General features: G+C 35.8%; 25 protein-coding genes and 1 rRNA gene. 16 read left to right on the forward strand and 10 right to left on the reverse strand.

Annotation, left to right across the window (positions count from 1 at the left end):
- Positions 1-36 precede the first annotated feature (36 nt).
- The 4 genes from ligA to H344_RS0112845 form a co-directional block, all read right to left on the reverse strand.
- A complete protein-coding gene (ligA, locus tag H344_RS0112830) occupies positions 37-2,034 on the reverse strand; it encodes an NAD-dependent DNA ligase LigA (protein WP_026810696.1) in 1,998 nt (665 codons plus the stop codon).
- Positions 2,035-2,091: 57 nt separating this feature from the next.
- Entirely contained in the window at positions 2,092-2,262 is a 171-nt protein-coding gene (locus H344_RS21460; RefSeq protein WP_084148806.1) for an LOG family protein, read from the reverse strand.
- 154 nt (positions 2,263-2,416) lie between these two features.
- Entirely contained in the window at positions 2,417-3,268 is an 852-nt protein-coding gene (prmC, locus tag H344_RS0112840; RefSeq protein WP_026810697.1) for a peptide chain release factor N(5)-glutamine methyltransferase, read from the reverse strand.
- Positions 3,269-3,310: 42 nt separating this feature from the next.
- Positions 3,311-3,826, reverse strand: coding sequence for a GNAT family N-acetyltransferase (locus H344_RS0112845; protein ID WP_240484984.1), 516 nt, complete (start codon positions 3,824-3,826; stop codon positions 3,311-3,313).
- A gap of 30 nt (positions 3,827-3,856) precedes the next feature.
- Between H344_RS0112845 and ribD the strand changes: the two genes are divergently transcribed.
- Genes ribD through H344_RS0112865 form a run of 4 tightly spaced genes read left to right on the forward strand, consistent with a single transcriptional unit; the run spans position 3,857 to position 6,984 of the window.
- Complete coding sequence (ribD, locus tag H344_RS0112850; RefSeq protein ID WP_026810699.1) at positions 3,857-4,906, forward strand: bifunctional diaminohydroxyphosphoribosylaminopyrimidine deaminase/5-amino-6-(5-phosphoribosylamino)uracil reductase RibD; 1,050 nt, start codon at positions 3,857-3,859, stop codon at positions 4,904-4,906.
- Positions 4,899-5,501 (forward strand): HAD family hydrolase, encoded by a 603-nt coding sequence (locus tag H344_RS0112855; RefSeq protein WP_026810700.1) that lies wholly within the window; start codon positions 4,899-4,901, stop codon positions 5,499-5,501. Before ribD ends, H344_RS0112855 begins: the two co-directional genes overlap by 8 nt.
- Positions 5,501-6,364, forward strand: a complete 864-nt coding sequence (locus tag H344_RS0112860) for a DMT family transporter (protein ID WP_026810701.1) — start codon at positions 5,501-5,503, stop codon at positions 6,362-6,364. Before H344_RS0112855 ends, H344_RS0112860 begins: the two co-directional genes overlap by 1 nt.
- An 8-nt stretch (positions 6,365-6,372) precedes the next feature.
- Complete coding sequence (locus tag H344_RS0112865; RefSeq protein WP_026810702.1) at positions 6,373-6,984, forward strand: IMPACT family protein; 612 nt, start codon at positions 6,373-6,375, stop codon at positions 6,982-6,984.
- On the opposite strand, the gene H344_RS0112870 is transcribed toward H344_RS0112865, so the two are convergent.
- Positions 6,973-7,371 (reverse strand): acyl-CoA thioesterase, encoded by a 399-nt coding sequence (locus H344_RS0112870; protein WP_026810703.1) that lies wholly within the window; start codon positions 7,369-7,371, stop codon positions 6,973-6,975. The genes H344_RS0112865 and H344_RS0112870 overlap by 12 nt on opposite strands.
- A 198-nt stretch (positions 7,372-7,569) precedes the next feature.
- Between H344_RS0112870 and dnaA the strand changes: the two genes are divergently transcribed.
- The 3 genes from dnaA to H344_RS0112885 are packed head-to-tail and all read left to right on the forward strand — an operon-like array spanning position 7,570 to position 10,197.
- The gene (gene dnaA / locus H344_RS0112875; protein WP_026810704.1) at positions 7,570-8,994 is read left to right on the forward strand and encodes a chromosomal replication initiator protein DnaA; all 1,425 of its coding nucleotides are present in this window, start codon (positions 7,570-7,572) and stop codon (positions 8,992-8,994) included.
- Between the two features lie 12 nt (positions 8,995-9,006).
- Positions 9,007-9,474 (forward strand): low molecular weight protein-tyrosine-phosphatase, encoded by a 468-nt coding sequence (locus tag H344_RS0112880; protein WP_026810705.1) that lies wholly within the window; start codon positions 9,007-9,009, stop codon positions 9,472-9,474.
- The gene (locus H344_RS0112885; RefSeq protein ID WP_026810706.1) at positions 9,475-10,197 is read left to right on the forward strand and encodes an SAM-dependent methyltransferase; all 723 of its coding nucleotides are present in this window, start codon (positions 9,475-9,477) and stop codon (positions 10,195-10,197) included.
- Positions 10,198-10,320: 123 nt separating this feature from the next.
- Here the strand turns inward: H344_RS0112885 and H344_RS0112890 are convergent, their stop codons facing one another.
- The 4 genes from H344_RS0112890 to dapF all read right to left on the reverse strand — a co-directional run bounded on the left by H344_RS0112890 (position 10,321) and on the right by dapF (position 13,464).
- Positions 10,321-10,956, reverse strand: coding sequence for a hypothetical protein (locus H344_RS0112890; protein WP_026810707.1), 636 nt, complete (start codon positions 10,954-10,956; stop codon positions 10,321-10,323).
- A gap of 162 nt (positions 10,957-11,118) precedes the next feature.
- Complete coding sequence (mltG, locus tag H344_RS0112895; RefSeq protein WP_026810708.1) at positions 11,119-12,162, reverse strand: endolytic transglycosylase MltG; 1,044 nt, start codon at positions 12,160-12,162, stop codon at positions 11,119-11,121.
- The gene (locus H344_RS0112900; protein ID WP_026810709.1) at positions 12,162-12,689 is read right to left on the reverse strand and encodes a GNAT family N-acetyltransferase; all 528 of its coding nucleotides are present in this window, start codon (positions 12,687-12,689) and stop codon (positions 12,162-12,164) included. Before H344_RS0112900 ends, mltG begins: the two co-directional genes overlap by 1 nt.
- On the reverse strand, positions 12,676-13,464 hold the full coding sequence (gene dapF / locus H344_RS0112905; protein ID WP_026810710.1) for a diaminopimelate epimerase: 789 nt from the start codon (positions 13,462-13,464) through the stop codon (positions 12,676-12,678). The genes H344_RS0112900 and dapF overlap by 14 nt, the downstream gene beginning before the upstream one ends.
- A gap of 129 nt (positions 13,465-13,593) precedes the next feature.
- On the opposite strand from dapF, the gene H344_RS0112910 reads away from it, so the two are divergent.
- From H344_RS0112910 to H344_RS0112950, 9 genes are all read left to right on the forward strand, one after another.
- Entirely contained in the window at positions 13,594-14,988 is a 1,395-nt protein-coding gene (locus H344_RS0112910; RefSeq protein WP_026810711.1) for a S1C family serine protease, read from the forward strand.
- A 301-nt stretch (positions 14,989-15,289) separates the two neighbouring features.
- A complete protein-coding gene (locus H344_RS0112915; RefSeq protein WP_026810712.1) occupies positions 15,290-15,910 on the forward strand; it encodes a hypothetical protein in 621 nt (206 codons plus the stop codon).
- Positions 15,911-16,145: 235 nt separating this feature from the next.
- Positions 16,146-16,823 carry a tRNA (guanosine(37)-N1)-methyltransferase TrmD gene (gene trmD / locus H344_RS0112920; RefSeq protein ID WP_026810713.1) on the forward strand — a complete coding sequence of 226 codons (678 nt, stop codon included), beginning with the start codon at positions 16,146-16,148 and terminating at the stop codon, positions 16,821-16,823.
- A 214-nt stretch (positions 16,824-17,037) separates the two neighbouring features.
- The gene (rplS, locus tag H344_RS0112925) at positions 17,038-17,388 is read left to right on the forward strand and encodes a 50S ribosomal protein L19 (RefSeq protein ID WP_026810714.1); all 351 of its coding nucleotides are present in this window, start codon (positions 17,038-17,040) and stop codon (positions 17,386-17,388) included.
- Between the two features lie 1,102 nt (positions 17,389-18,490).
- Entirely contained in the window at positions 18,491-20,710 is a 2,220-nt protein-coding gene (locus tag H344_RS0112930) for an NADP-dependent isocitrate dehydrogenase (protein WP_026810715.1), read from the forward strand.
- 105 nt (positions 20,711-20,815) lie between these two features.
- Complete coding sequence (locus tag H344_RS0112935) at positions 20,816-23,194, forward strand: TonB-dependent receptor (RefSeq protein ID WP_026810716.1); 2,379 nt, start codon at positions 20,816-20,818, stop codon at positions 23,192-23,194.
- A gap of 4 nt (positions 23,195-23,198) precedes the next feature.
- A complete protein-coding gene (locus tag H344_RS0112940; protein WP_026810717.1) occupies positions 23,199-24,023 on the forward strand; it encodes a DUF4249 family protein in 825 nt (274 codons plus the stop codon).
- A gap of 24 nt (positions 24,024-24,047) precedes the next feature.
- The gene (locus H344_RS0112945; RefSeq protein WP_034256605.1) at positions 24,048-24,299 is read left to right on the forward strand and encodes a DUF6095 family protein; all 252 of its coding nucleotides are present in this window, start codon (positions 24,048-24,050) and stop codon (positions 24,297-24,299) included.
- Positions 24,300-24,515: 216 nt separating this feature from the next.
- Entirely contained in the window at positions 24,516-25,040 is a 525-nt protein-coding gene (locus H344_RS0112950) for a 5' nucleotidase, NT5C type (protein WP_026810719.1), read from the forward strand.
- Positions 25,041-25,399: 359 nt separating this feature from the next.
- On the opposite strand, the gene rrf is transcribed toward H344_RS0112950, so the two are convergent.
- Positions 25,400-25,511: ribosomal RNA gene (gene rrf, locus H344_RS0112955) — 5S ribosomal RNA — on the reverse strand.
- Between the last annotated feature and the right edge of the window lie 158 nt (positions 25,512-25,669).

The raw sequence follows: 25,669 nt of genomic DNA on the forward strand, positions 1-25,669 counted from the left end.
ACAACTCTAGCTGTGTAAAAGACTTAAATCGATCTATTATTCTAACATTTCCATAAAATCACTTTCAGAGATAATAGGCACCCCTACACTTTCTGCCTTGGTTCTTTTACTTGGCCCCATCTTATCTCCTGCCACAAGATAAGACGTTTTAGAGGATATACTAGAGCCTACCTTTCCTCCATTATCCTCTATCAATTTCTTTAACTCATTTCTACTTATATTCTCAAATACTCCGGATACTACAAAAGTTTGACCCTTAAATAACTCCGTCTGGTTGAGCAACTTTTCTTTAGAAATCTCTAATTGCACCCCTTCTTGTCTCAATCTAGAAATAATCTCCACATTGATTTCGTTTGCAAAAAAGCCTACTACACTTTCCGCTATCCGTTGCCCAATTTCGTCTACTTGCATTAATTCTTCCGTCGTAGCGTTTTGCAGTGCATCAATATTTTTATAGGCTTTCGCTAGTTTTTTAGCCACAGTTTCTCCTACAAAACGTATTCCCAATGCAAACAATACCCTTTCAAAAGGAATTTGAATCGATTCGGCAACTCCTTTAATTAAGTTTTCCGCCGATTTTTCGGCCATTCGCTCCAACGGAAGTAGTTGTTCTTTAGTAAGGCTATACAAATCGGCATAATTGTGAATTAGCCCCTCTCTAAAAAGCAATTCTACCGTTTCTGCTCCCAGGCCTTCAATATCCATGGCTTTTCGGGAAATAAAATGCTGAATGCGACCAGTAATCTGGGGAGGACAACCATATTCATTAGGGCAGTAATGCTTAGCATCTCCTTCTGTACGCTCCAGCTGAGTACCGCACTCTGGGCATCTATCAATATATACCGTTGGCTCCGAATCTAAAGGTCTTTTAGTAAAATCGACTCCAATTATCTTTGGGATGATTTCTCCTCCCTTTTCTACAAAAACCGTATCACCTACCCTAATATCAAATTTCTCTATTTGATCTGCATTATGCAAAGAGGCGCGTTTTACAGTAGTACCTGCCAATAAAACAGGTGTTAAATTAGCAACAGGAGTAATGGCTCCAGTACGTCCTACTTGATAGGTAATTTCATCTAAGGTGGTAGAAACCTGCTCTGCTTTAAATTTGTAAGCCATTGCCCATCGTGGGGACTTAGACGTATAGCCAAGCTCTTCTTGGTATTGTATGTTATTTACCTTTACCACTACCCCATCTGTTTCGTATGGCAGTTGGTGTCTATATACATCCCAATATTCCACAAATTCTAGCACTTCATTGGTAGATTTACAAAGTTTTGCCACGGTAGGCACCTTAAATCCCCAACTTCTAGCTTTTTCTAACATTTGAAATTGTGATTCCAAACCAAGATCTGCTCCCACAACACTGTATAAAAGACACTCTAAAGGACGTTCCGCTACCAACGCACTATCTTGCAATTTTAAACTCCCAGCTGCGGTATTTCTAGGGTTCATATAAGGTTCCTCGCCATTCTCTATCCGCTCCTTATTCATTTGAGCAAATCCTTCAAAAGGTAAAACTATTTCACCACGAATATCAAATTTCTTTGGATAATCTCCTTGCAACTGTAGCGGTACCGATTTAATGGTTCTTACATTGTTGGTAACATCATCACCTTGAAATCCATCCCCCCGGGTTAAGGCCCTCACCAATTTTCCATCTTCATAGGTTAAACTAATAGATGCTCCATCATACTTTAGCTCACAGGTAAACTCTACTGCAACATCGCCCAGTATTTTTTGTATCCTCTTTTCCCAATCTTCTAAATCTTCTTTGGAATAAGAATTATCCAAAGAATACATCCGCTGTTCATGAACTATAGTTTCAAAGTTCTTGGTGATTGTACCCCCTACTCGTAAGGTTGGAGAATTGGAATCGTAATATTCAGGATATTTAGCTTCCAGAGCCTGTAGCTCTTTCTGTTTCATATCAAAATCATAGTCAGATATAGTAGCATTATCTAACGCATAATAATTATAATTATGTTGATGCAATTCTTTTCGCAGTGCTTCTATTTGCTCTTTAATCTTCATTTATAATTGTTCCTTTATTATCCATTTTGGTAATGGTTGTGGCTGATAATTTTTCATTTATGTCAGAAGTCCCTCTATAGAATCATCTACCAGCAACATATCGTAATTATCCTGTTTTAAAAATCCTTTACTCACCATGTTACTCAAAAACGCTAACAGTTCATCGTAAATCCCATTGATATTTAAAATACCTGTAGGTTTTTGATGAAGCCCCAACTGGTAAGCCATTTGTATTATTTCTGGGTCGTTACCCTCTTTACTACCGCAAAATACTACTTTACTTATCTTGTTTTTTATTTAACTAGAGACCGATGTAATCTCGTTTTCTAGCTTTTTAGCAGTTAAATCCCCCTTATAGCTAAATCTATAATCAGTTAATTATTTAAGCCCATACCCCTTTCAACATTCTGTGGTTACCATACATATCTTCCCTAAGGTCTAATTCCAAAAAACCTTCCTCTTGCATCAGCTTTTTAGTCGCTTCCCCTAAGTATTGATTAATCTCAAAAAACAACATTCCACCAGGTTTTAGATGGTGATGGGCAAACCTAACAATACTTTTATAAAACAACAATGGATCTTCATCAGGAACAAAGAGTGCTCCATCAGGCTCATAATCCAACACATTTTTTTTCATAGCTTTTTTCTCCAGCTCCCTAACATAGGGAGGGTTAGAGACAATAACATCATATTGGCCCTCAAACTGTTCTAAGGAGAGGGCATCAAATTCTAAAAAACTTACCTCCACCTCATTTTTAATGGCATTTTGTTTAGCCACCTCTAATGCCTTTTTAGAAATATCCAACCCCTGCACCTTAGCTTGGGAAAGGTACTTAGATAAGGATATTGCAATACAGCCACTACCCGTCCCCACGTCCAATATGGAGATTTCTTTTTCAACATGGCGCAGCTCATCTAAAATCCAATAGACCAATTCCTCTGTTTCTGGTCTAGGTATTAATACATTTTGATTGACTATAAAATCCAAATCGCAAAACTGAGTGCTTCCTAACACATACTGTATAGGCCGTTGTAATCGTAATTCGCTTAAGGCACTAAACAATTGTCCCTCCTCTTCTTTTGTAATCGTTAAATTGGGTTCCAAAACCAGTACAAATCGCTCCAACCCCAAATAATGTTCTATCGTTAGGTAAAAAAAACTATCCACCTCTTCTTTAGGATAAAGGGAATCTAGCTCTTTATGGTAAATCTTTTTAATTTCTTTTAAATGCATTGTAATTCATTAATTGCCTCTAATTGGCCATTGGTAAAAAATTTATTCTAAAAATGAATGATGTAATGGTTTTATCATCCAAACAGAACAGGAATAATGTCCGGTATCGCCCATAGGCCCTTCCAAATATTTGAAACCCGATTTAAGATATAGCTTTTGGGCCGCTTTCATATAAGGCATGGTTTCTAAATAAATATACTCGTACTCAAATTCCAAGGCACGATTGTAACAGATTTTTATCATTTCAGCTCCTAATCCACGTCCCCTAGCTTCTTCAAGAAAATACATCTTTTGCAATTCACAAACATTGCCCTTATCGTACTCCAATTGGGCAATACCAGCACACCCCACAATGCATCCTTGTTCCTCCACCACAAAATAAGCAGCTTTAGGCTTTTGGTAATTCTGAAACATCTGATCTAAGGAAATATCCGCATAAGCCGTACCCACTTTAGGAACGCCTAACTCAATTAACACCTTTCGGATTAACTTGGCTACCTTCTCATTATCCGCAGATTGTATTTCCCTAATAACTACCCCTATCCTTTGCTTTTCCAAAATCTACCAATATTGTGCTATTTTTGCGGAGTGAAGATACATGAAAAATATATTTCGAGATGCATACAACTGGCCAAAAATGGACTAGGGACTACCTTTCCCAACCCCATGGTAGGCAGTGTTATTGTTTGTGACGGAAAAATAATTGGAGAGGGATACACTAGTCCCTACGGAGGCTCACATGCCGAAGTAAACGCTATTAATTCCGTAAAGGACCATTCACTTTTAAAAGAAGCTACACTTTATGTAACCTTAGAACCATGTTCCCACTATGGGAAAACACCTCCCTGCGCCGACCTAGTTATACATCATAAAATTCCACGGGTTGTAATAGGTGTGTTAGACCCACATGAAAAAGTAGCTGGTAAAGGTGTTGAGAAATTAAGATCTGCTGGCTGTGAGGTAACCGTTGGAATATTGGAGGAAGAATGTAGAGAACACCACAAGCGATTTTTAACTTATCACACCAAATCTCGTCCTTATATTATCTTAAAATGGGCCCAAACCAGTGATGGTTATATTGCTCCAACAGACTCGAAAAGAGCCAATAACCCCGAACCGTTTTGGATCAGCAATTCCCACTCACAGCAATTGGTACACCAATGGCGGAGTGAAGAGCACGCCATCATGGTAGGTACAAATACTGTACTAGCAGATAACCCCAGCTTAAGTGTAAGGCGATGGAAAGGAAGTAACCCTGTAAGAATAATATTAGACCGGAAATTAAGAACACCCACTCATTTCCATGTGTTAGATAGTAGTGTAAAAACCATTGTTATTACTAACAAAGCACCTTCAACCCCTATTAAAGGTGTTTTTTATGAAGAAATTGATTTTAAGGAAAAATTAGCTGAACAAGTCTGTAACATACTCCATAAACATCAAATATTGAGTGTTATTGTAGAGGGTGGCACTCAGACATTACAAAGTTTTATTGATGCTGAGTTATGGGATGAAGCCCGTGTTTTTACAGGACAATCCCAGTTTGGAACCGGATTAAGGCCTCCAATGATACAGGGACGCACTATAAAAAGCATACCAATATTGACCGACACATTAACACTGATAAAACATGATTAAGAATATTATTTTCGATTTTGGCGATATATTTATCAACCTAGACAAACAGGTAGTTTTTAAAGCATTTCAAAATCAAGGGATTTTAGAGCTTCCAAAACGATTCTATACGCTAAACGAAGAATTTGAGGTGGGAAAAATAACTCCTAAGGAGTTTACCTCTCAACTTCAGCTTGATTTTAAGAATCTTTCCACCACAGAAATTACGGACATCTGGAATTCCATGTTATTAGACCTTCCTGATTATAGATTGAAGTTTATTGAAGAATTAGCAAGTCAAGGGAAATATAGATTATTTCTTTTAAGCAATACCAATGCATTACACATTCCTCACGTAGCTAAAACCATGGGAATAGATCGTTATAATCGGTTTAAAAACAGCTTTGAGCAGTTTTACCTTTCGCATGAAATAAAGCTCAGAAAACCAAATGCGGAGATTTACCAATTTGTATTAGAGCAAAACGATTTAAAACCCGAGGAAACCTTATTTATTGATGACACCCAGGAGAATACAGATTCCGCAGCAAAATTGGGAATAAAGACGTGGCACTTACAAGTTGGCAAGGAAGACATTATTGACCTAAACACCAAGTTATAATGTTAGACCTTGGGCTAAGTGTTCTATTTTCAAGCATCATATTTGTTGTTTTTAAATTGTATTCCAGAATGGAAATACAAACCTCTTATGCCATAGTAGTTAATTACATTGTAGCCTCTATTGTTGGTTTTTCCTTCTACAAAAAAGAAATCAACCTAATTGAAATCCCAGAAAAACCATGGTTTTTAGGGACATTACTCCTCGGGGTATTATTTATTCTTGTTTTTCACCTTATAGCAGCAACCTCACAAAGAAGCGGGATTGCAGTTGCTTCCGTCGCCACCAAAATGTCTCTAGTAATCCCTGTGGTATTTGGTGTTCTAGTTTATAATGAAGAGTTAGGGCCTCTTAAAATTTTAGGAGTAGTTTTAGCTTTAGGAGCGGTTTATTTTGCCTCAGCAAAAGAAAAGGGACTCCCGTTCAATAAAAACATCTACCTTTTACCTACTCTAGTCTTTCTAGGTTCTGGAATAATAGACACTAGTATTAAATTCTTGGAAGAAACAAGAGTACCTAAAGAAGAGTTTTCTTTATTTTCTGCCACTATCTTTGCCTCAGCCGCAACAGTTGGGCTTATGTTAGTAGCAATTAGATCCTTTAAACAGAAATTAAAGTTAAGTTTAAAGAATATCTTAGGGGGAATTGCCTTAGGAGTACCCAATTATTTTTCTGTTTATTTTATACTGGCAGCTCTACAACATAAAGAGCTGAACAGTGCTTCTGTATTTACTATTAACAATGTGGCAATAGTTATGTCTACTACCTTATTAGGAATCATATTATTCAAAGAAAAGATAAGCACAAAAAACTGGACAGGTATTGGACTTGCTATTATCAGCATTATTTTAGTGGCGTATTTTTAAATTAGATTATGGCATCAGACATTTATAAAACTATAAGCTCACCAAGCCCCGAAGTCATGTTTAAGGATAGGAAAAGTAAGTTTTACGGCTATGCATTTCCTATTTTGGACGAGGAGGAAGTAAAACCAATCCTAGAGGAAATAGGCCAACAACATCCTACGGCCAATCACCTTTGTTATGCTTGGCAATTAGGAGTAGAAGATATTAAATACCGCGCCAATGATGATGGGGAGCCCAACAATTCTGCAGGAATGCCCATATATGGACAGATACAATCCTTTGGTGTCACCAATATACTAATTGTAGTAGCTAGGATTTTCGGAGGAACAAAACTTGGCGTAGGAGGCCTAATCAATGCCTACCGTACTGCAGCACAAATGACCTTGGAAGAAGCCAAAGTAATAAGCAAGACCTTACAGCAACAGTTTCTTTTATCTTTTGATTACCCAGAAATGGATAAAGTGATGCGAGCAATAAAACAAAATCAGTTAGAAATTGTTTCTCAAGAAATGGGAATGGACTGTAAAATTACAATTTCTGTGAGAAGAAGTGATTCCGATCGCACGGAAGATACATTTTCTAGTATGCATCCGGTAAAAATAAAACGGTTAAACATTTAGTTTGTCTAAAATATAATCCGGGCATTTTATAGGCCTATTTGTTTTAGAATCCATAAATGCCAAAACGGTATTAGCTTCTATCAACAATTCATTCGCTTCATTAAGAATTTCGTAGTCAAATTCTATTCTCACCAAGGGTCTTTTATGGATTCGAGTAGTAACTGTCAGAAGGTCATCATATAACGCCGGTTTTTTATAATTTATGTTCAAAGAAATTACGGGCAACATTATTCCGTTTTCTTCCATCGTTTTATAGGAAATGCCTATCGACCTTAACCACTCAACCCGTCCCATCTCCAAGTATTGCGGGTAATTCCCGTGATACACCACTCCCATCTGATCTGTTTCCCCGTATCTTACCCTAAAAGAAATCTTGTTAAAATCCATGTTATATCGGTTAAAAACTATATATTTAAAATTAAGCGAAATCTTGGGAACAACATGGGAAAAAAAAAGAGAATAATCAACCCCTATCCAATTTTTTTATTAGGATAATTGTTCACATATTTGCCTAACTAGAAAGAGCGGGTTTTTCCTCCGCATTTACATCATATTTTACACTAACCAAAAAAGAAATTATTTAAAATGAGTGTTACTGCAAATTCTGTATGGATCAATTGTTTGGACTTCATTAAAGACAACATCCAACCGCAGGCATTCAAAACCTGGTTTGAACCTATTAAGCCGGTAAAACTAACGGACAAGGCTTTGAGTATTCAGGTTCCGAGCAAATTCTTTTATGAATGGCTAGAGGAGCATTATGTAAAATTATTAAAAGTAGCTCTTACTAAAGAGCTTGGTGAAACTGCTAAGTTGGTTTACATCATTAAGATGGAGAACACTTATGGCAATTCAGAACCTTTTACTGAAAAGATTCCTAGTTCTAACAGATCCAATGTAGAACCTCAGGAATTAGACGTTGCCATAAAATCTAAAAATCCACAGTTAAAAAATCCCTTTGTAATTCCAGGGATAAGAAATATAAAAATAGAATCTCAACTTAACCCCAATTACAATTTTGACAACTTTTTAGAAGGAGATGCTAATAGGTTGGCAAGATCGGCCGGAATGGCTGTTGCCAATAAACCTGGAGGCACTTCATTTAATCCATTACTAGTTTTTGGAGGAGTAGGGTTAGGTAAAACCCATTTGGCTCACGCTATTGGAGTTGAAATTAAAGACAAGTATCCAGAAAGAACAGTACTTTATATATCTGCTGAAAAATTCACACAACAGTATATAGAGTCCGTCAAGAAAAATACTAGAAACGACTTTATTCACTTTTATCAGTTAATAGATGTTCTTATTATTGACGACGTTCAGTTTTTATCTGGAAAATCTGGGACTCAAGATGTTTTCTTCCATATTTTTAACCACCTACATCAGAATGGTAAACAGGTAATCCTTACTTCCGATAAGGCACCTGTAGATATGCAAGACATTGAACAACGATTATTATCCCGATTCAAATGGGGGCTTTCCGCAGAATTGCAATCCCCAGATTTTGAAACAAGAATTTCCATTCTAAAGAACAAGTTATACAGGGATGGAGTAGAAATGCCAGAAGATATTATTAACTATGTTGCAAAGCATATAAAAACTAATATTCGGGAATTAGAAGGCGCTATTATTTCTTTAATCGCTCAATCTTCCTTCAACAAAAAGGAAGTTACTATAGAATTGGCTCAACAGGTGGTAGAGAAGTTCGTTAAAAACACAAAACGTGAAGTTTCTATTGACTACATCCAAAAGGTAGTTTCGGATTACTTTGAAATGGATGTTGCCACTTTACAATCTAAAACAAGAAAGCGCCATATTGTACAAGCAAGACAGCTAGCAATGTTCTTCGCTAAAAAGTTTACCAAAGCTTCCTTAGCAAGTATTGGGTCGCAAATAGGAAAACGAGATCATGCTACAGTATTACACGCTTGTAAGACGGTAGACAACCTTGGTGAAACAGACAAGCAATTTAAAAAATACATAGACGATTTAACCAAGAAACTTTCATAAAATCAATGTTCTATGAGCACAAAGGTCCTTATGGTCTGCTTGGGAAATATTTGTAGATCGCCCTTGGCCGAAGGTATTTTAAAAGAGAAGATAGATTCTGATAAAGTTTTTGTTGATTCTGCAGGTACAGCTAATTACCATATTGGAAAACAGCCAGATCCAAGATCTATAGCAGTTGCCAAAAAACACGGTATAGACATTAGTGGGCAACGTTGTAGACAATTTACAAAGGAAGACTTTAAGAAATTTGATTACATATATGCCATGGACAAGGACAACTATGCTAACATTCTAGCCTTGGCCACTAACAGTTTAGAACAGCAAAAGGTAAAATTAATATTACACAAAAAACCCAGCTCGGAACAAGAAGTTCCCGATCCTTACTACGGAGGTGATGACGGATTTGAGAACGTTTTTCAACTTTTAGATTCTGCTTGCGAACAAATAGCTGAAGAAATTAACCAAAAACACTCCGTTTAAATGGAGGCTACTAGCAATATGCGCGGCAAATTATTTCTCATCCCAACAACTCTGGGAGATAATGCACCTTTAGAGGTATTACCTATCTCCGTTAAAGGCACTATTGAAAGAATAGATCATTATGTGGTAGAAAATGAAAAGTCTGCCCGCCATTTTATTAAAAAAATAAGCTCCAAAAAATCGCAGCCTAGCCTGCATATCAATTTACTTAATAAATATACGGAACCCCATTTACTACCTACTTTTTTAGCCCCCTGTTTGGAGGGTTATGATGTAGGAATATTATCTGAAGCGGGATGCCCAGGTATTGCCGATCCTGGAGCTGAATTGGTTAAAATAGCACATCAAAAAGGAATTCAAGTAGTACCCTTAGTAGGTCCTTCTTCTATCCTACTCGCACTAATGGCAAGCGGATTAGACGGACAGCGATTTGCATTTAACGGATACTTACCTATTGATGCCGGAGAGCGAAAAGCAAGTTTAAAGAAGTTTGAAAAGATATCTCGAGACAATCAGCAATCGCAGATTTTCATAGAAACACCTTATAGAAATGACAAGCTGTTGGCCGAGTTTTTAAAGACTCTTTCTCCACATACACAAATTTGCATTGCTTGTGACATTACCCTGCCCACAGAATTTATTGCTACAAAAACCGTTAGTGAGTGGAAGAACACCTCTATAACATTACACAAAAGACCCACTATTTTTATTTTTCAAGCTTAACCTTAGATATTAAACTTTTACACAAGGTTTAATTAAGTCTAGGCAAGCAACCCAAAACACAAAAAAAAGCCCCAATTAAATATTGGAGCTTTTTTTGTGTTTTTATTTTTTCTTAGTAGTTAATTAAATCTTCGGATTTCTTATTGCTGTAACATGTGATATGTCATATCCAGAAAATCGCTTGATATAGTATGATACTGTTGTACCAAAGCTATCATTAACATCACTTTTACCATAAGATCGGAGATACTTCTTAACATTACCTGGCCCAGCAAGATGAGCTGCAGCTAGTATACCAGACTCAGTAACCTCTTGGCCATTTATTTTCTTTCCCACGAAACGTTTAATATCCCTACGCAGAATCCATTTATTCCTAGATAAGTTTGTTTGAAACACCTTTTCTTGAAGAATAGGATCATTCAAAAACATAGTTGCATTATATACACCCAATAATTCTAAGGTACCAATACCAAACTGGTATTTTCCAAGGTATCCAAAGGCATTGGTGGTAAAATAATTTCCTTGAGACTCCTTAAATGCCAAGGCCTCCTTAAATCCATTATAGGAAGTTCCCAAAAAGGGTGGAATGGTAATCGGCTTTTTTAAAATGATTTTGTGATTAGGAAATAATACTTCTGTAGGTTCATTTACTCTTAAGGCTTCTGGAACGGTTACAACAACATTTACCGGCTTAAAACTGAAGCTAAACAGAATAAAGATGATGATTACGGGGAACAAAACTCTTGTCCACTTTCTCATATATTTGATTTCTTAAGACTTACGGCTAAACAAAAATAAGCCTGCTTAAATTTCAGTCCGCAAATATACTTCCTTTCTAATAATCAAAACCCTTTTTAACGATACTTTATAAAAAATTAGTATAAAAATAAGATAAACAGCCAATAAATTAGCTCTAAAACACTATCTATTAATCTTTTGCGAATTTATCCAACGGATATACTGTACTTTATTTCGGTTGTGTTGCGCCAAAGTTTTTGCAAATTTATGGTATCCAAAATTCTCAACATTAGCCACAAAGTAATAATAGTCATGTTTTTCAGGAGTTAAAACAGCATCTATTGCAGATATATCTGGCATAGCAATTGGACCTGGAGGCAAACCAGAATTTTTATAGGTATTATACGGAGAATCTAACTCCAAATCTCTATACAAAACCCTTTTAATAATAGTATCAAAATTCCCTGTATGCTTTTTAATAGCATAAATCACCGTTGGGTCTGCCTGCAACAACATGCCCGTCCTTAATCTATTAAGATAAACTCCAGCTACTCTAGGTCTTTCATCCACTTTAACAGTTTCTTTATGGACAATAGAGGCCAATGTAGAAACCTCAGAAGGACTCAATCCACGTTCCTTAGCCTTAGCTAGTCGACTTTCATTCCAAAATCGATTATACTCCTTTAACATTCGCGCTCTAAAGCCTTCTGCAGAGGTATTCCAAAAGAATTCATAACTATTAGGAACATACATGGAAAGCGCGGTGTCTTCATTAAAACCATTAGCTTCTAAAAATGAGAGGTCTTGAAAAGCCTTTAACAAACTCAAACTATCCGCCTCAATTTGCAAAGACACTCTACCAGCCAAATCCGCCAAAGTTTCTTGATTATTGAAAGCTAATTTTACTGGAATATTGCGACTTCTTAGTGAATTAATAATTTCATTATTATTCATTCCTTTTTTCAGGGCAAATTTACCAGCCCTTACATTATCACTATATCCCTTTGTACTGGCAGCGGATTCAAATTTCGATATATCATCTAAAGAAGCCTCCAGAACACCTTTTACCGTTTCAAAATTAGCATCTGTAGGAATATATACATAGGTGGTTTCTTCTTGAAACTTAGTATTAGGAGTAAAGAAAGTATCATACACCATATAAGCTAAGACAGCACCAATTATAAGTCCTAAGCCAACTATAATTAACAAAACACGCTTTGTTTTCATTACCCTTTATTTATCTTTTGAAAAAGAATTTCGTCTTTAAATTTCCCATTAGAACTTATCCAATCTTTCTTTACCCCTACCTTCTTAAATCCCAATTTAGTGAACAAATGAATACTTGGAGCGTTATCTTCCAACACATTAGCGTATACTTGTCTAAGCCCTAAAACAGAGAACACATAATCGCATAAAATTTCAATAGCCTCTGCCCCAACACCACGATTCCTATTCGCTTCTTCACTTATCACAATCCCCATTCCTACCCTTAAATTCCTGGGATCAAAATCGAACAAATCAATCAACCCAATCACTTTACCTTCAAGATTACAGATACATAACCGCAACTGTTTTACCTCATAGATATCTTTATGGGCATTATCCAAATAAATTCTTAGAATATGTTTAGAGTAGGGCGCAGTAGTGCCACTTATTTCCCAAATTTCCGGATTATTCTCTAGCTCATAAAGAAAATCTAAATCTTCGGGTTCTAGCGCCCTTAGAAACAGCCGCTTACCTTTAAGATTTAACATTTATCTCTCCTTTAAAAACAAGCTGAGCAGCACCGGTCAGCCATATTTCGTTATACCCTTCCTTACCTTCATTCTTTAAGAAACTCACCTCTAATTTGCCTCCTGGAGTTGTTATTGCTACAGTATTACTATTAGCTTGCCCAGAGTGATGCATTGCCAAAGCTACCGCAGTTACTCCAGTTCCACAAGATAGTGTCTCATCTTCTACCCCCCGTTCATATGTCCGCACGAAAAAAGATTCATCAGCTATCCTTTCAACAAAATTAATATTGCTCCCCTCCTTACCATACACTCCATACCTTAATCTTTCTCCCTCTTTACGAACATCGAAATCCTTTACTCCATCTACCAACTGCACGTGATGCGGAGATCCAGTATTTAAAAATAGAGAATTAGTCTTTTCTTTTAAATCATTAACATCTTGCATTTGAAGGCTAACAACATCATCTTCTATTTTTGCTTTATGCAATCCGTCCACCGCCACAAAGGAAGTTTCTTTCGTTATAATCCCTAAATGGTTGGCAAATGCTACTATACATCTCCCTCCATTACCACACATAGTACTTTGATTCCCGTCAGAATTATAGTAAACCATTTTAAAATCGGTAGCATCATCATTCTCTAGTAAAATTAATCCGTCAGCTCCAATACCGAATCTTCTATCACATAAAAAGGACACTAATTCGTTCTTATCACTTGGGAAAATCTGCTCCCTATTATCAATAACGACAAAGTCGTTTCCTGTTCCTTGGTACTTATAAAATTTTAAAACCATATCTTAATTTATAATGCAAAGATATCATTTTATTAAAGTTTAATTAGCAGTTAAAAAGTCGTTAAAGGCAATTTTTTCAATAGTAATTATGTTAATTTTACTGTAGTTAATTAAAAAAACGATGTTTTTATGAAGAAATTTGGAAGTTTATTATTAGTTGCTGTTTTTGCAGGTGCCATAACTTTGGGGACTTATAAACTTTTTCTCGAAAAACCTGGTTATACTATAGTCTCCCCAGACCACGGAGCACAGCTAGTCACTACTAGTTATACACCAACCTCTGCCAAGGGTGCTGGTATCAATGAAGTGGATTTTACCACCGCTGCAGAAATGACTGTTAATGCGGTAGTACACGTTAAAAACGTTACCATAAGTAAGGGCCCCACAAACTTAATGGAGTTTTTCTATGGTTCTGGTCGGACTCAAAGATCGCAAGTAGGTACAGGATCTGGTGTAATCATTTCCCAAGATGGCTATATCGTTACCAATAATCATGTAATTGCTAATTCTGATCAACTACAAGTTACTCTAAACAATAATAAAACGTATGAAGCGGAGGTCATTGGAACAGATCCAAATTCGGATATTGCCTTAATTAAAATAGATGCCGACAGAAAACTCCCCTACCTAGCCTTTGGTGACTCGGACGAAACAAAGGTTGGTGAATGGGTCTTAGCAGTAGGTAACCCCTTTAGTTTAACTTCTACGGTTACTGCAGGTATTGTAAGCGCTAAGGCAAGGGCCCTTGGAAGTTTAGATCAATCCTTTATTCAGACCGATGCAGCTGTTAATCCAGGTAATAGTGGCGGAGCCTTGGTAAATACAAATGGAGATCTAATAGGTATTAATACTGCTATAACCTCGCAAACAGGTTCTTTTGTAGGTTACTCTTTTGCTGTACCAAGCAATATTGCTAAAAAAGTTGTTGAAGATATAATTGAATATGGAAATGTTCAAAAAGGAATTTTAGGAATAAGCACTGTTCCAATCAATAGTCCATACGCAATAGAAAAAGGTTTAAATGAAATAGACGGAGTTTACATCGCAAAAGTGGAAGAAGACTCTGGTGCTGATGATGCCGAATTAACGGAAGGGGATATTATAAAAAGGATTGATAATGTTGAAATTAGAAGATACTCTGACCTCATTGGCTATATTGCCTCTAAAAGACCAGGAGACGAACTGATGGTTTCTGTTTTAAGAGATGAAAAAACCTTTGAAGTCCCAGTAACTTTAAAAGAAAGACAAACAATGGTTATTCCTCATTTAGGTTTCGAGGTGAAAAATTTGACTGAGAAGGACAAGAAGAAATTTAAAACCAAGAAAGGTGTCAAAATTATTGGAGTTCCCGAAACCTTTAGAGCGTATGATTTAAAAGGTAAGGTGTTAATCTCTTTTGGAGACGAAGAAATTAACGATATTAGAGATGCAAGAACCAAATTTGGTCGCATTACACGATATGGCAGAACAAGCGTCACCATGTTGAATGAAAAAGGAGAAATTGAGCGACTAATTATTCAATAACAATACAACAATAAAAAAGCGTCTTAAATTTAAATAAGGCGCTTTTTTTATATCAAAAGCGATAGAAAAAAACTTTGCTAGATATTATTTAAAGTCTATAGATTCACTTTTTTACAAAACATTAGGGAAAACAAGGAAACACACCTACTTTCTAAAACAGTCTAAGATGAGCTACTAGAAGGGAACAAGGTGGATTTTAAGCTGTTAATACTCATTATTGTTACTAGTTTTATTTATTAATTGGGATTATTAAAGTACTTTTGCCGTCTAGGTATAAATAATAACAATAAGAATTACGTTAATGAAAATGTATAGATTACTATTTATTGTAATGGCCCTATTGTCATTTAACATAAACCTTGCTCAGGAAGATGATGAGGAAGTAGTACTTTCTTTAGATGGCGGCCCCATAAGTTCCCAATTTGAATATATCACTGTAAAATCTGGACCTTGGAGGGCAGATGGCGTAAGATATAGGGTGGTAAAAGAAGCTAATCTTGATAAGTTAAGACAAAATGTCTTAGACTCTATTAATGAGTTTAGCAAAAGGGCAACCCAACTTCATTCAACCATTGCAGGTCACGAAGAGACTATTGGATCCTTAAATCAACAACTGGAGGAGACCACTAATAACCTTGCATCGGTTACAGAAGAAAAGGATAGCATGTCTTTTTTAGGCCTTTTAATCGAAAAAAGCACTTATAATGTAATTCTATGGACCATCATTGGCTCCTTACTTCTCCTATTACTTTTCTTTATCTATAAATTTAGAAACAGTAATATCCTTACACAAGAGGCTAAACAGTCGCTTTCTGAAGTAGAAAAAGAATACGAAGATCATAGAAGACGTGCATTGGAACGTGAGCAGAAAATTAGCAGACAGCTTCAAGACGAAATAAACAAATACAAAAAATCCAAGTGATAAAAAAAGCTCCCTCTCGGGAGCTTTTTTATTTGTATTAACTCTATACGATAATTCTCTTTTCCTTATATGAATCAATAATATCACCGAGTCATATAAAGAATACTGCTCATATTGATAAAGCCCTACTAGGTCAACATCTTACAGTAACCATGCAACATTAAAATTATCCAAGTGTTTTCATTACTTTTGCACCGCTATTTTAATTGGCCCTAATAGTAATTACCTTTTAGTTATGCGAATAGATATTATTACCGTAGTCCCGGACCTTCTTAAAAGTCCATTTGAAGCATCTATCCTAAAAAGGGCTATAGATAAAAAGATTGTTGAAGTACACTTACACAATTTAAGAGATTATACAGATAAAAGCTATAACCAAGTAGACGATTATCAATTTGGCGGAGGCGCAGGAATGGTACTAATGATAGAGCCTATAGACAAGTGTATATCTGCTTTAAAAAAAGAACGGGATTATGACGAGGTTATCTATATGACACCAGATGGTAATACCTTAAATCAAAAAACAGCTAATAGCTTATCACTATTAAATAATATTATTATTCTGTGTGGCCACTATAAAGGTGTAGATCAACGGGTACGTGACTTATTTATAACTAAAGAAATTTCCATTGGCGATTACGTCCTTTCAGGTGGGGAATTAGGCGCTGCTGTACTATGTGACAGTATAATCCGACTCATTCCTGGGGTTTTAAATAATGAAACATCTGCTCTTACCGATACTTTTCAGGACAATCTATTAGCACCACCTGTTTATACTAGACCTGCAGATTATAAAGGACATATGGTACCAGAGGTATTAGTTAGTGGTAATTTTCCTAAAATTGAAAAATGGAGGGAAGACCAAGCCTATGATAGAACAAAGAAACTAAGACCAGATTTATTGGATCAATAGGGTGATGTATTTAGTAGCCTTTCTTAAAATAAGGAACTTCAACATATTAAGTTTAAGAAAGTATTATTTTAAGATACATCTAAATACAGGAAATCTAGATAAAAAAGAAACATTCACTTGTAAGTTCTAAAAAATCAACTATTTTTGCACTCCATTAATTCAACCTCTGACGATAATCGTGAATGTTGACTTAAGTAACTGTTAATAAAATATCATGGAAGAGTTATTAAAATTTGTAGAAAACGAATTTGTTCCTAAGAAAGATTTCCCAAAATTTTCAGCAGGAGACACTATTACAGTGTACTATGAAATTAGAGAAGGGGAAAAAACAAGAATCCAGTTTTTTAGAGGTGTTGTAATACAACGAAGAGGATCTGGAGCAACTGAAACTTTTACTATCCGTAAAATGTCAGGTACTATTGGTGTAGAGCGTATCTTCCCAGTAAATATGCCTGCATTACAAAAGATAGAAGTTAACAAAAGAGGTAAAGTTCGTAGATCTCGTATTTTCTACTTTAGACAGCTTACTGGTAAAAAGGCTAGAATTAAAGAAATTCGTTCTTAATACGATCCTTTCAGCATACAAAAAGCGTTCATGTTTCATGGACGCTTTTTTTTATGAACAATTGTTAAAATCCAATGTTAATTTGGTGTTTATAACATCTTTATTAAAATCATCACAAACACTTGGTTATTAGATAATAAAGCTTTATATTTATAAGGTAACTATTAGTTATTTCATGAAATAAGGGTTATATAAAGTTTACGTTCTTTATCCATTTGCTTATTTCAATTTAATGTTAGGAATACTGCAAATTGAAATCGAATTCTGATCTTACTTAGGTAAGATTCAAAATTTGTAAATATTTGACCATTGTTATTGGAGTATTTAGATGCTCATTAACAATATCACTTATTTAGGTAATGGGAGAAACACCGTTTTCTTTAATTAGAAAATTAAGTGTTTCAAACGTTGAAACAGCGACGCAAAAGCAATCAATGGTTGCCGTTTTGTAACAATAGTACAGAACAACTTGTTTGTAAACTGTTTCTAGAAAGCCATATCAAGGTATATACTACAATGATATGGCTTTTATTTTTTTAGCACCCCATCTCCTTCCCCATCCAAAATCCATAGTAATAATAAGATGTTGTGTTTATGCAACTCAATTATCTTTCTTTTGTCTTAGGTTTTTCTGTAATAAAGAAATCCTTAAACCACTCCTTCAATTCTTTGAGGTTTATAATAACCGCATCAATCTAAATGGTCCACTGACTGATGTAAAGAAAATATTCTCTAGAATCAGTCCACCGTAGAACAGTATTACAGATAGCCGTAAAGAAAATTAAGGCTTACTCCAATTAATTAACCCAATTAGACCTAGTTTCATAACTCCCCATTAATTGGGTATTTAATCATAAATCAAAAAACTCCATTACTAATATAGCATCCAATCAGCTCCTATTAGGTGAAAATTTAAAGCAGATTAAATATTAAAAAAATAGACGAATACGACCAAAGGAGATAAATTATAATTAATTATTATGGTAACCACCACATATAGCCCCAATATTCTTAACAATAACTCCATTTAAAAGGCTATCAGTTTAATTGGCATTTTATAAATTGTATATTTGCATCGCTTAAACTTAAAACAGAAAGACAAATGCCAAAAATTTTATATACCAAAACAGACGAAGCCCCTGCTTTAGCTACACAATCATTTCTTCCAATAGTTAAGGCATTTACCAAGCCAGCTGGAATTGATGTAGACTTAAAAGACATTTCACTTGCGGGCAGAATCATTGCTGTATTCCCTGACTACTTAGAAAAAGATCAGCAGATTTCGGACGACTTGGCAGAATTAGGAAAATTGGCGAAATCACCGAATACCAACATCATAAAACTTCCTAATATTAGCGCCTCAATTCCTCAGTTGAAAGAGGCCATAGCCGAACTACAAGCAAAAGGTTATAAAATTCCAAGCTATCCAGATGCTCCTTCAAATGATGAAGAGAAGGATATTAAATCGAGATATGATAAAATTAAAGGGAGTGCTGTAAATCCAGTTTTAAGAGAAGGAAACTCAGACAGAAGAGCTCCTAGAGCGGTAAAGAATTATGCAAAACAGAATCCACATTCAATGGGTGCTTGGAGTTCCGACTCCAAATCCCATGTTGCTACAATGGATCATGGTGATTTTAAATCAAACGAAAAATCGGTTACCCTTAAGGAAGCCACCAAAGTGAATATCGTTCACACAAAAGAAGATGGTAGTAAAACAATTTTAAAAGAGGGTCTTCCTCTTTTAAAGGGTGAAATCATAGATGCGACGGTTCTAAGTAAAAAGGCTTTACTTAACTTTTTACAGGAGCAAATAAAAGACGCTAAAGACAAGGGTGTGTTGTTTTCATTGCACATGAAAGCAACCATGATGAAAGTATCCGATCCTATTATTTTTGGACATGCAGTAAAGGTGTTTTTCGCAGATGTCTTTAAAAAGCATGCCACTACTTTTGCCTCGATTGGGATTAACGCCAATGATGGTTTAGAGAATTTGCTTAACAAAATTAAAACACTTCCAGAAGCACAACGTACGGAAATAGAAAACGACATCAAAAATACTATTGATAACGGACCTTCTATGGCTATGGTAGATTCTGACAACGGAATTACCAACCTTCATGTTCCTAGTGATATTATTATTGATGCGTCTATGCCTGCGATGATAAGAAACTCTGGCCAGATGTGGAATTCCGAAGGAAAATCACAAGACACTAAAGCCGTTATTCCAGATAGTAGTTATGCAGGTGTTTATACCAAAACTATTGAATTCTGTAAAGAAAACGGAGCTTTTGATCCTACCACTATGGGAACGGTTCCTAACGTTGGATTAATGGCACAAAAAGCTGAAGAATATGGCTCTCACGATAAAACTTTCGAAATTAGCGCCGATGGTACTGTAACCGTAGAAGACGTTAATTCTGGAGAAATCCTAATTCAACATAACGTAGAGGAAGGTGATATCTGGAGAATGTGTCAAGCTAAGGATGCTCCTATCCAAGACTGGGTTAAATTAGCAGTATCTAGAGCAAGAGCTACTAACGTACCTACTATATTTTGGTTAGATGAGAATAGAGCTCATGATGCTGAGTTAATAAAGAAAGTAAATCTTTATTTAAAGGATCATGATACAGAAGGACTCGACATTAAAATAATGAGCCCAGAAGAGGCTACTCTATATACCTTAAAAAGAGTAAAGGATGGTAAGGATACTATCTCTGTGACAGGGAATGTATTAAGAGATTATTTAACAGACCTTTTTCCTATCCTAGAATTAGGTACTAGTGCTAAAATGTTATCAATAGTACCACTTATGAACGGTGGAGGATTATTTGAGACTGGTGCAGGTGGATCTGCTCCAAAGCACGTACAGCAATTTTTATCAGAAGGCCATTTAAGATGGGATTCCTTAGGAGAATTCTTAGCTCTAGGGGTTTCCTTGGATTACTTAGGTGAAAAAGAAAATAATTCCAAAGCGGTAGTATTGGCAGAAGCCTTGGATACTGCTACAGAACAATTCTTAATCAATGATAAATCCCCTTCTAGAAAAGTTAATGAACTAGATAATAGAGGGAGTCATTTTTACTTAGCAATGTATTGGGCAAAAGCCTTAGCTGAACAAAGTGAAGACCAAGAATTGAAATCAATTTTTACACCTATCGCTGAAAAATTATCTAACAACGAAGAGGAAATCGTAGATCAATTGAATAAAGCTCAAGGGTCAGCAGTAGATATAAAAGGGTACTATTTCCCAGACAATGACCTTATCAGCAAAGCAATGAGACCTAGTACAACTTTTAATAGTATTCTAGATACCATTTAAAGTAAAAGTCAACTAGATCAAAAGACCTTTTCAACTCATGAAAAGGTCTTTTTGTTTTAATAATTGTTTAGATTTATCAGTGGTAAATAATTCAGTATAAAATTAATGCGGACAGACCATAGGTTATCTTTTTTAATATTCTTGATATTTTCTCTGAATGTATATTCTCAAAACCGGTATACGCTAAGCGGCACGGTAACTGAAGCGTCTAGTAACGAAACTTTAATAGGGGTCACTATCTCCATACCTTCACTGGCAAAAGGAGTTATCACCAATGAATACGGATTTTATTCTATTACCCTACCTCAAGGTAATTATGAAATAAAAGTTAGTTACTTAGGGTTTGAAGATATTATCCAAAATATTGATCTCTCAACGGAGAATAAGCGAATAAATTTTAAATTAGTTACAGCAGCAGAACAATTAGAAGAGGTAGTGGTAACGGAAGACGTTGAAAAATTAAACCTTCGCAAACCACAAATGAGCGTTAATTCCCTATCCACAGAAACAATAAAAAAGGTTCCGGTAATCTTGGGTGAAGCCGATATTATAAAATCTATTCTATTATTGCCTGGAGTCACTAATGCCGGAGAAGGTTCTTCAGGTTTTAACGTTAGAGGAGGATCTGTAGATCAAAACCTAATTCTTTTAGATGAAGCCACTATATTTAATTCATCTCATCTTTTTGGATTTTTCTCGGTATTTAATCCAGATGCTATTAAAGATGTTAAGCTATTTAAAGGTGGAATACCCGCTAGGTACGGCGGCAGGGTTTCCTCTGTCTTAGAGATTTTCCAAAAAGAAGGCAATAGCAAGGAACTAAAAGTTAATGGCGGTATTGGTGCGGTCGCTAGTAGATTGTTAGTAGAAGGCCCCATAATACAGGATAAAGCTGCCTTTCTAATTGGAGGCAGAGCTTCCTACGCTCATTTATTCTTACCCTTGTTTGACGTAGACAATTCTGCCTATTTCTATGACCTAAATACAAAATTGAATTTTAAGATAAATGACAAGAATAATATATACCTATCGGGTTACTTTGGAAGAGACGTTTTTAGAATTAGTGAGAGTTTCATAAACACTTATGGCAATGCAGTGATGAACTTCAGGTGGAATCACCTCTTTACAGATAAATTATTTTCTAACCTCTCCTTAATTTATTCCGATTATTATTACGGGTTAGAACTCGACTTTGTTGGATTTAAATGGAATTCTGGTATACAGAATTTTAATTTAAAATATGATTTTAAACATTATATCAGCAACTCGTTTCAGTTAAATTACGGACTTAACAATATTTATTATCAATTTAATCCAGGGAAAATTGAACCCAACCGACCTTCCTCCGGAATACTAGAAGATCAATTGATTCAGAAGTATGCCAACGAATTCGCTATATATGTAGATTTAGAACAAGAAATTACAGATAATTTAAATGTACAATACGGCCTGCGTCTAAGTAATTTTATGAGGCTGGGACAAGAAGAACTCAATGTGTATGAAGACAACACAGCAGTACAATTTGATCCAACTCTACAGATATACGAAAAGGCAGAACCAATATCTACCATTAATCCTAAAAAAAGCGAAAGACTAGCTACTTATACCCAATGGGAACCACGTGTAGCTTTATCCTATACGTTTAACCCTGATAATTCTGTAAAGGCTAGTTATACTAGATTAGCACAATATTTACATTTAATTTCTAACACTAGCTCCCCTACTCCATTAGATGTTTGGACCCCAAGCGGACCTTTTATAAAACCACAACTCCTAGACCAGTATGCGATGGGATATTTTAAAAATATTAAGGATGGGATGTATTCAATGGAATCAGAGGTGTTCTTTAAAAAGATTCAAAACCGCATCGATTATATAGACGGAGCTAACCTTATAGCGAATGATGCTATAGAGCAAGTTATATTAAATGGGGAGGCTAGAGCCTATGGCCTAGAACTGTTGGTTAAGAAGAATCTAGGCAGATGGCAAGGTTGGCTATCCTACACCTTATCCAAATCGGAGCAAAAAACTCCAGGTAGAACCATGGAAGAAAGTGGTATTAATATGGGACAATGGTATAATACACCATACGACAAAACCCATGACCTTTCCGTTTATGGAAATTATGAACTTAATAATAAATGGAGTTTTAATAGTAATTTTGTGCTTCAAACAGGCCAACCCACCAATTATCCCATCGGGCAATTTGAGTATCAGAATTTAACCATTCCCTATTATGGCTTAAGGAACAAAGAAAGATTGCCTGCATATCATAGAATAGATGTTTCAGCTACCCTTACCCCTAGGAAGAATAAAGGTAGGAAGCTAAAATCTGAATGGGTCTTTAGTATTTATAATCTTTATAATCGAAAAAATGCTGCGTCTATTGGTTTTAGTAGGAATTCGGATACTGGAGTTAACGAAGCTGTAAGGACTTCTATTTTCGGAATAGTACCAGCAGTAACTTACAATATTAAATTTTAAAGAAATGCGTAGAATATTCTTTATAATAATATTATTACCAATACTATCCTGTCAGGATGTAATCGATGTTGATCTTCCTACGGCAGATCAACGATTGGTGATTGATGCGCTAATTAGAATAAACGATACCACAAATGCAACAACTAGGGTCCGAGTAAAAGCAAGTCAAAGCAGTTCGTTCTTTGACACCGTTTCACCTGTTTCCTTACAGCAAATTAGTATTACTAATTTGAAAAACGACACTTTTATTAATTTGTATGAAACTAAACCCGGTACTGGTATTTATGAAGCCAACTGGGAAACTTCACAACTTATTAATGGAGAACTAGCACTCAACCTGAGTTATGAAAATCAGAACTATCAAGCAAAAACAAAATTTGTTCCAGCCGTACCTATCGATTCTTTAACCCAAGGATCAAATAATTTATTTGGGGATGATGAAACAGAGGTTTTGGTTAGTTTTACTGATAATGGAGATCGAAGAGATTATTATTTATTCGATTTTAATTTCGGAGAATATCTAGTCACCGAAGATGAGTTCTACCAGGGTCAACCATTTCAATTATCATTTTTTTACGATAAAGATCTTAAAGACCAGTCCGAACTTAAAATTAGCATTATTGGGATCGATAAAATGTTTTTTAATTATATGAACCAAATCCTACAACAAAGTGGATCTGCTACAGGTCCCTTTAGTACACCTGCAACTACGGTTCGTGGTAACATTATAAATAGCTCAAATAAAAATAATTTTGGATTGGGATATTTTGCGGTAAGTCAAACTTTTTCACGCACAATAACAATTAATAAAGAAACAGCGAGTAATTAGAATACCTACTTAAATCATATTATAATGAGAACAAATAAAGACCTTTTGGTAAAAGGGCTGAAATTTTTAGCTTATACTCTATTTTTAATGTTTACTGCTCCAGTAGTAATATATCAAGCTTTTAAAAACGAGGGACATCCATTGTATTGGCCCGTCTTAATTATAGGCATTATTCTAGCGATAGCGGCGGTTAGCATGGGCTTCTATAGCATTAAAATAGTTATGGATTCTTTATTCCAAAAAAAGAGTGAAGCTAAAAACAAAGGATTGAAATAAGGTATTTTATAGCTTATTACAAATTTAAGCATAAGCCTATATTCTATTGAAACTTTTTCTTATTCTAATGTCCTTTACGTATAGAATAACTAACCCCAATGTAGCCGCTAAGACCTAGAAATAAAACCACAAGTAGGTATCAACCTTAATGTGGAAGTATTTAAATCTTAATACGCGAGAATAACATAATTTTTCAAAATTTATATAATTTTTAATATGAAGACCCTTTTTGTAGATATGGATGAAGTGTTTGCGGATACTTATAATGCGCATATAGAACTTTACAATAAAAAGTATAATGAGAACCTGCATGTAAATGATTGTATTGGAAAAGAGGTTTGGCAATCCGTCCCTGAAGACAGATATCATGTTGTAAAAAATCATGCTAGAACCGAAGGTTTCTTTCGCGATTTAAAACCAATTAAGGACAGTCAGAAAATAATGAAGGAGTTATCTGAAAAATATGATTTATATGTAGCTTCTGCTGCAATGGAATTTCCAAACTCACTAAGAGAAAAAAGTGATTGGTTAGATCAATACTTTCCTTTTATTCATTGGAAAAATAGAATCCTTTGTGGTCACAAACACATCCTTAGAGGGGATATTCTAATAGACGACCGCAGTTACAACTTAGAAACTTTTAATGGTAGGAAAATTCTATTCAGTTCTCCGCACAATATACACACCACGGGATATGAACGTGCAGACAATTGGATGGAAGTGGCCGACTTATTGTTATAAATTTTTATCTTCACCATGGCCGCAGCTGCGGCCTCATTCTCCTCCAACTAGCACATCGTGACTTGTCACGACAACCACCATAGGCAGCATCGCAGTCGCACATTAACATCCTAGCATCAAGTGTTAAGACTGACACCAACTAAGTGGCATCCACCGAGGTTCCGCGCCAGCAGACCAAAGCGCATCGTGACTTGTCACGACAGCCACCATACGGCCGCATCGCGGTCGCACCTTACTAACCTATCATCAATTGATGACGCAGCTCCTTTAAAAGAAGACAGCTACGATCTAAGCAGTAACAAAGATGAGATAGGGATAAAAAAAAAGTCCCCTCATCTTACGATGAAGGGACTCTTAAAAAAAGGCGGCGGCCTACTCTCCCACTTGGTATAGCAGTACCATCGGCGCAGACGGGCTTAACTTCCCTGTTCGAGATGGTAAGGGGTGGGCCCCGTCGCCATGGCCACCTAAAATCTTTGGCGGTAATCCTGCTTTTTGCAAGGAGTACACACCGCGTTTTTAATACGCAATATCGTTGACATAATAGGGACAGGGTATACTTGCCAGAAAAGGCAAGGGCAAGGTAAAGTACGTGTTAACGTGCTATTATATTAAAAAGGTTTGTCGTG

Source organism: Arenibacter latericius DSM 15913 (assembly GCF_000424985.1).
Lineage (GTDB): Bacteria > Bacteroidota > Bacteroidia > Flavobacteriales > Flavobacteriaceae > Arenibacter > Arenibacter latericius.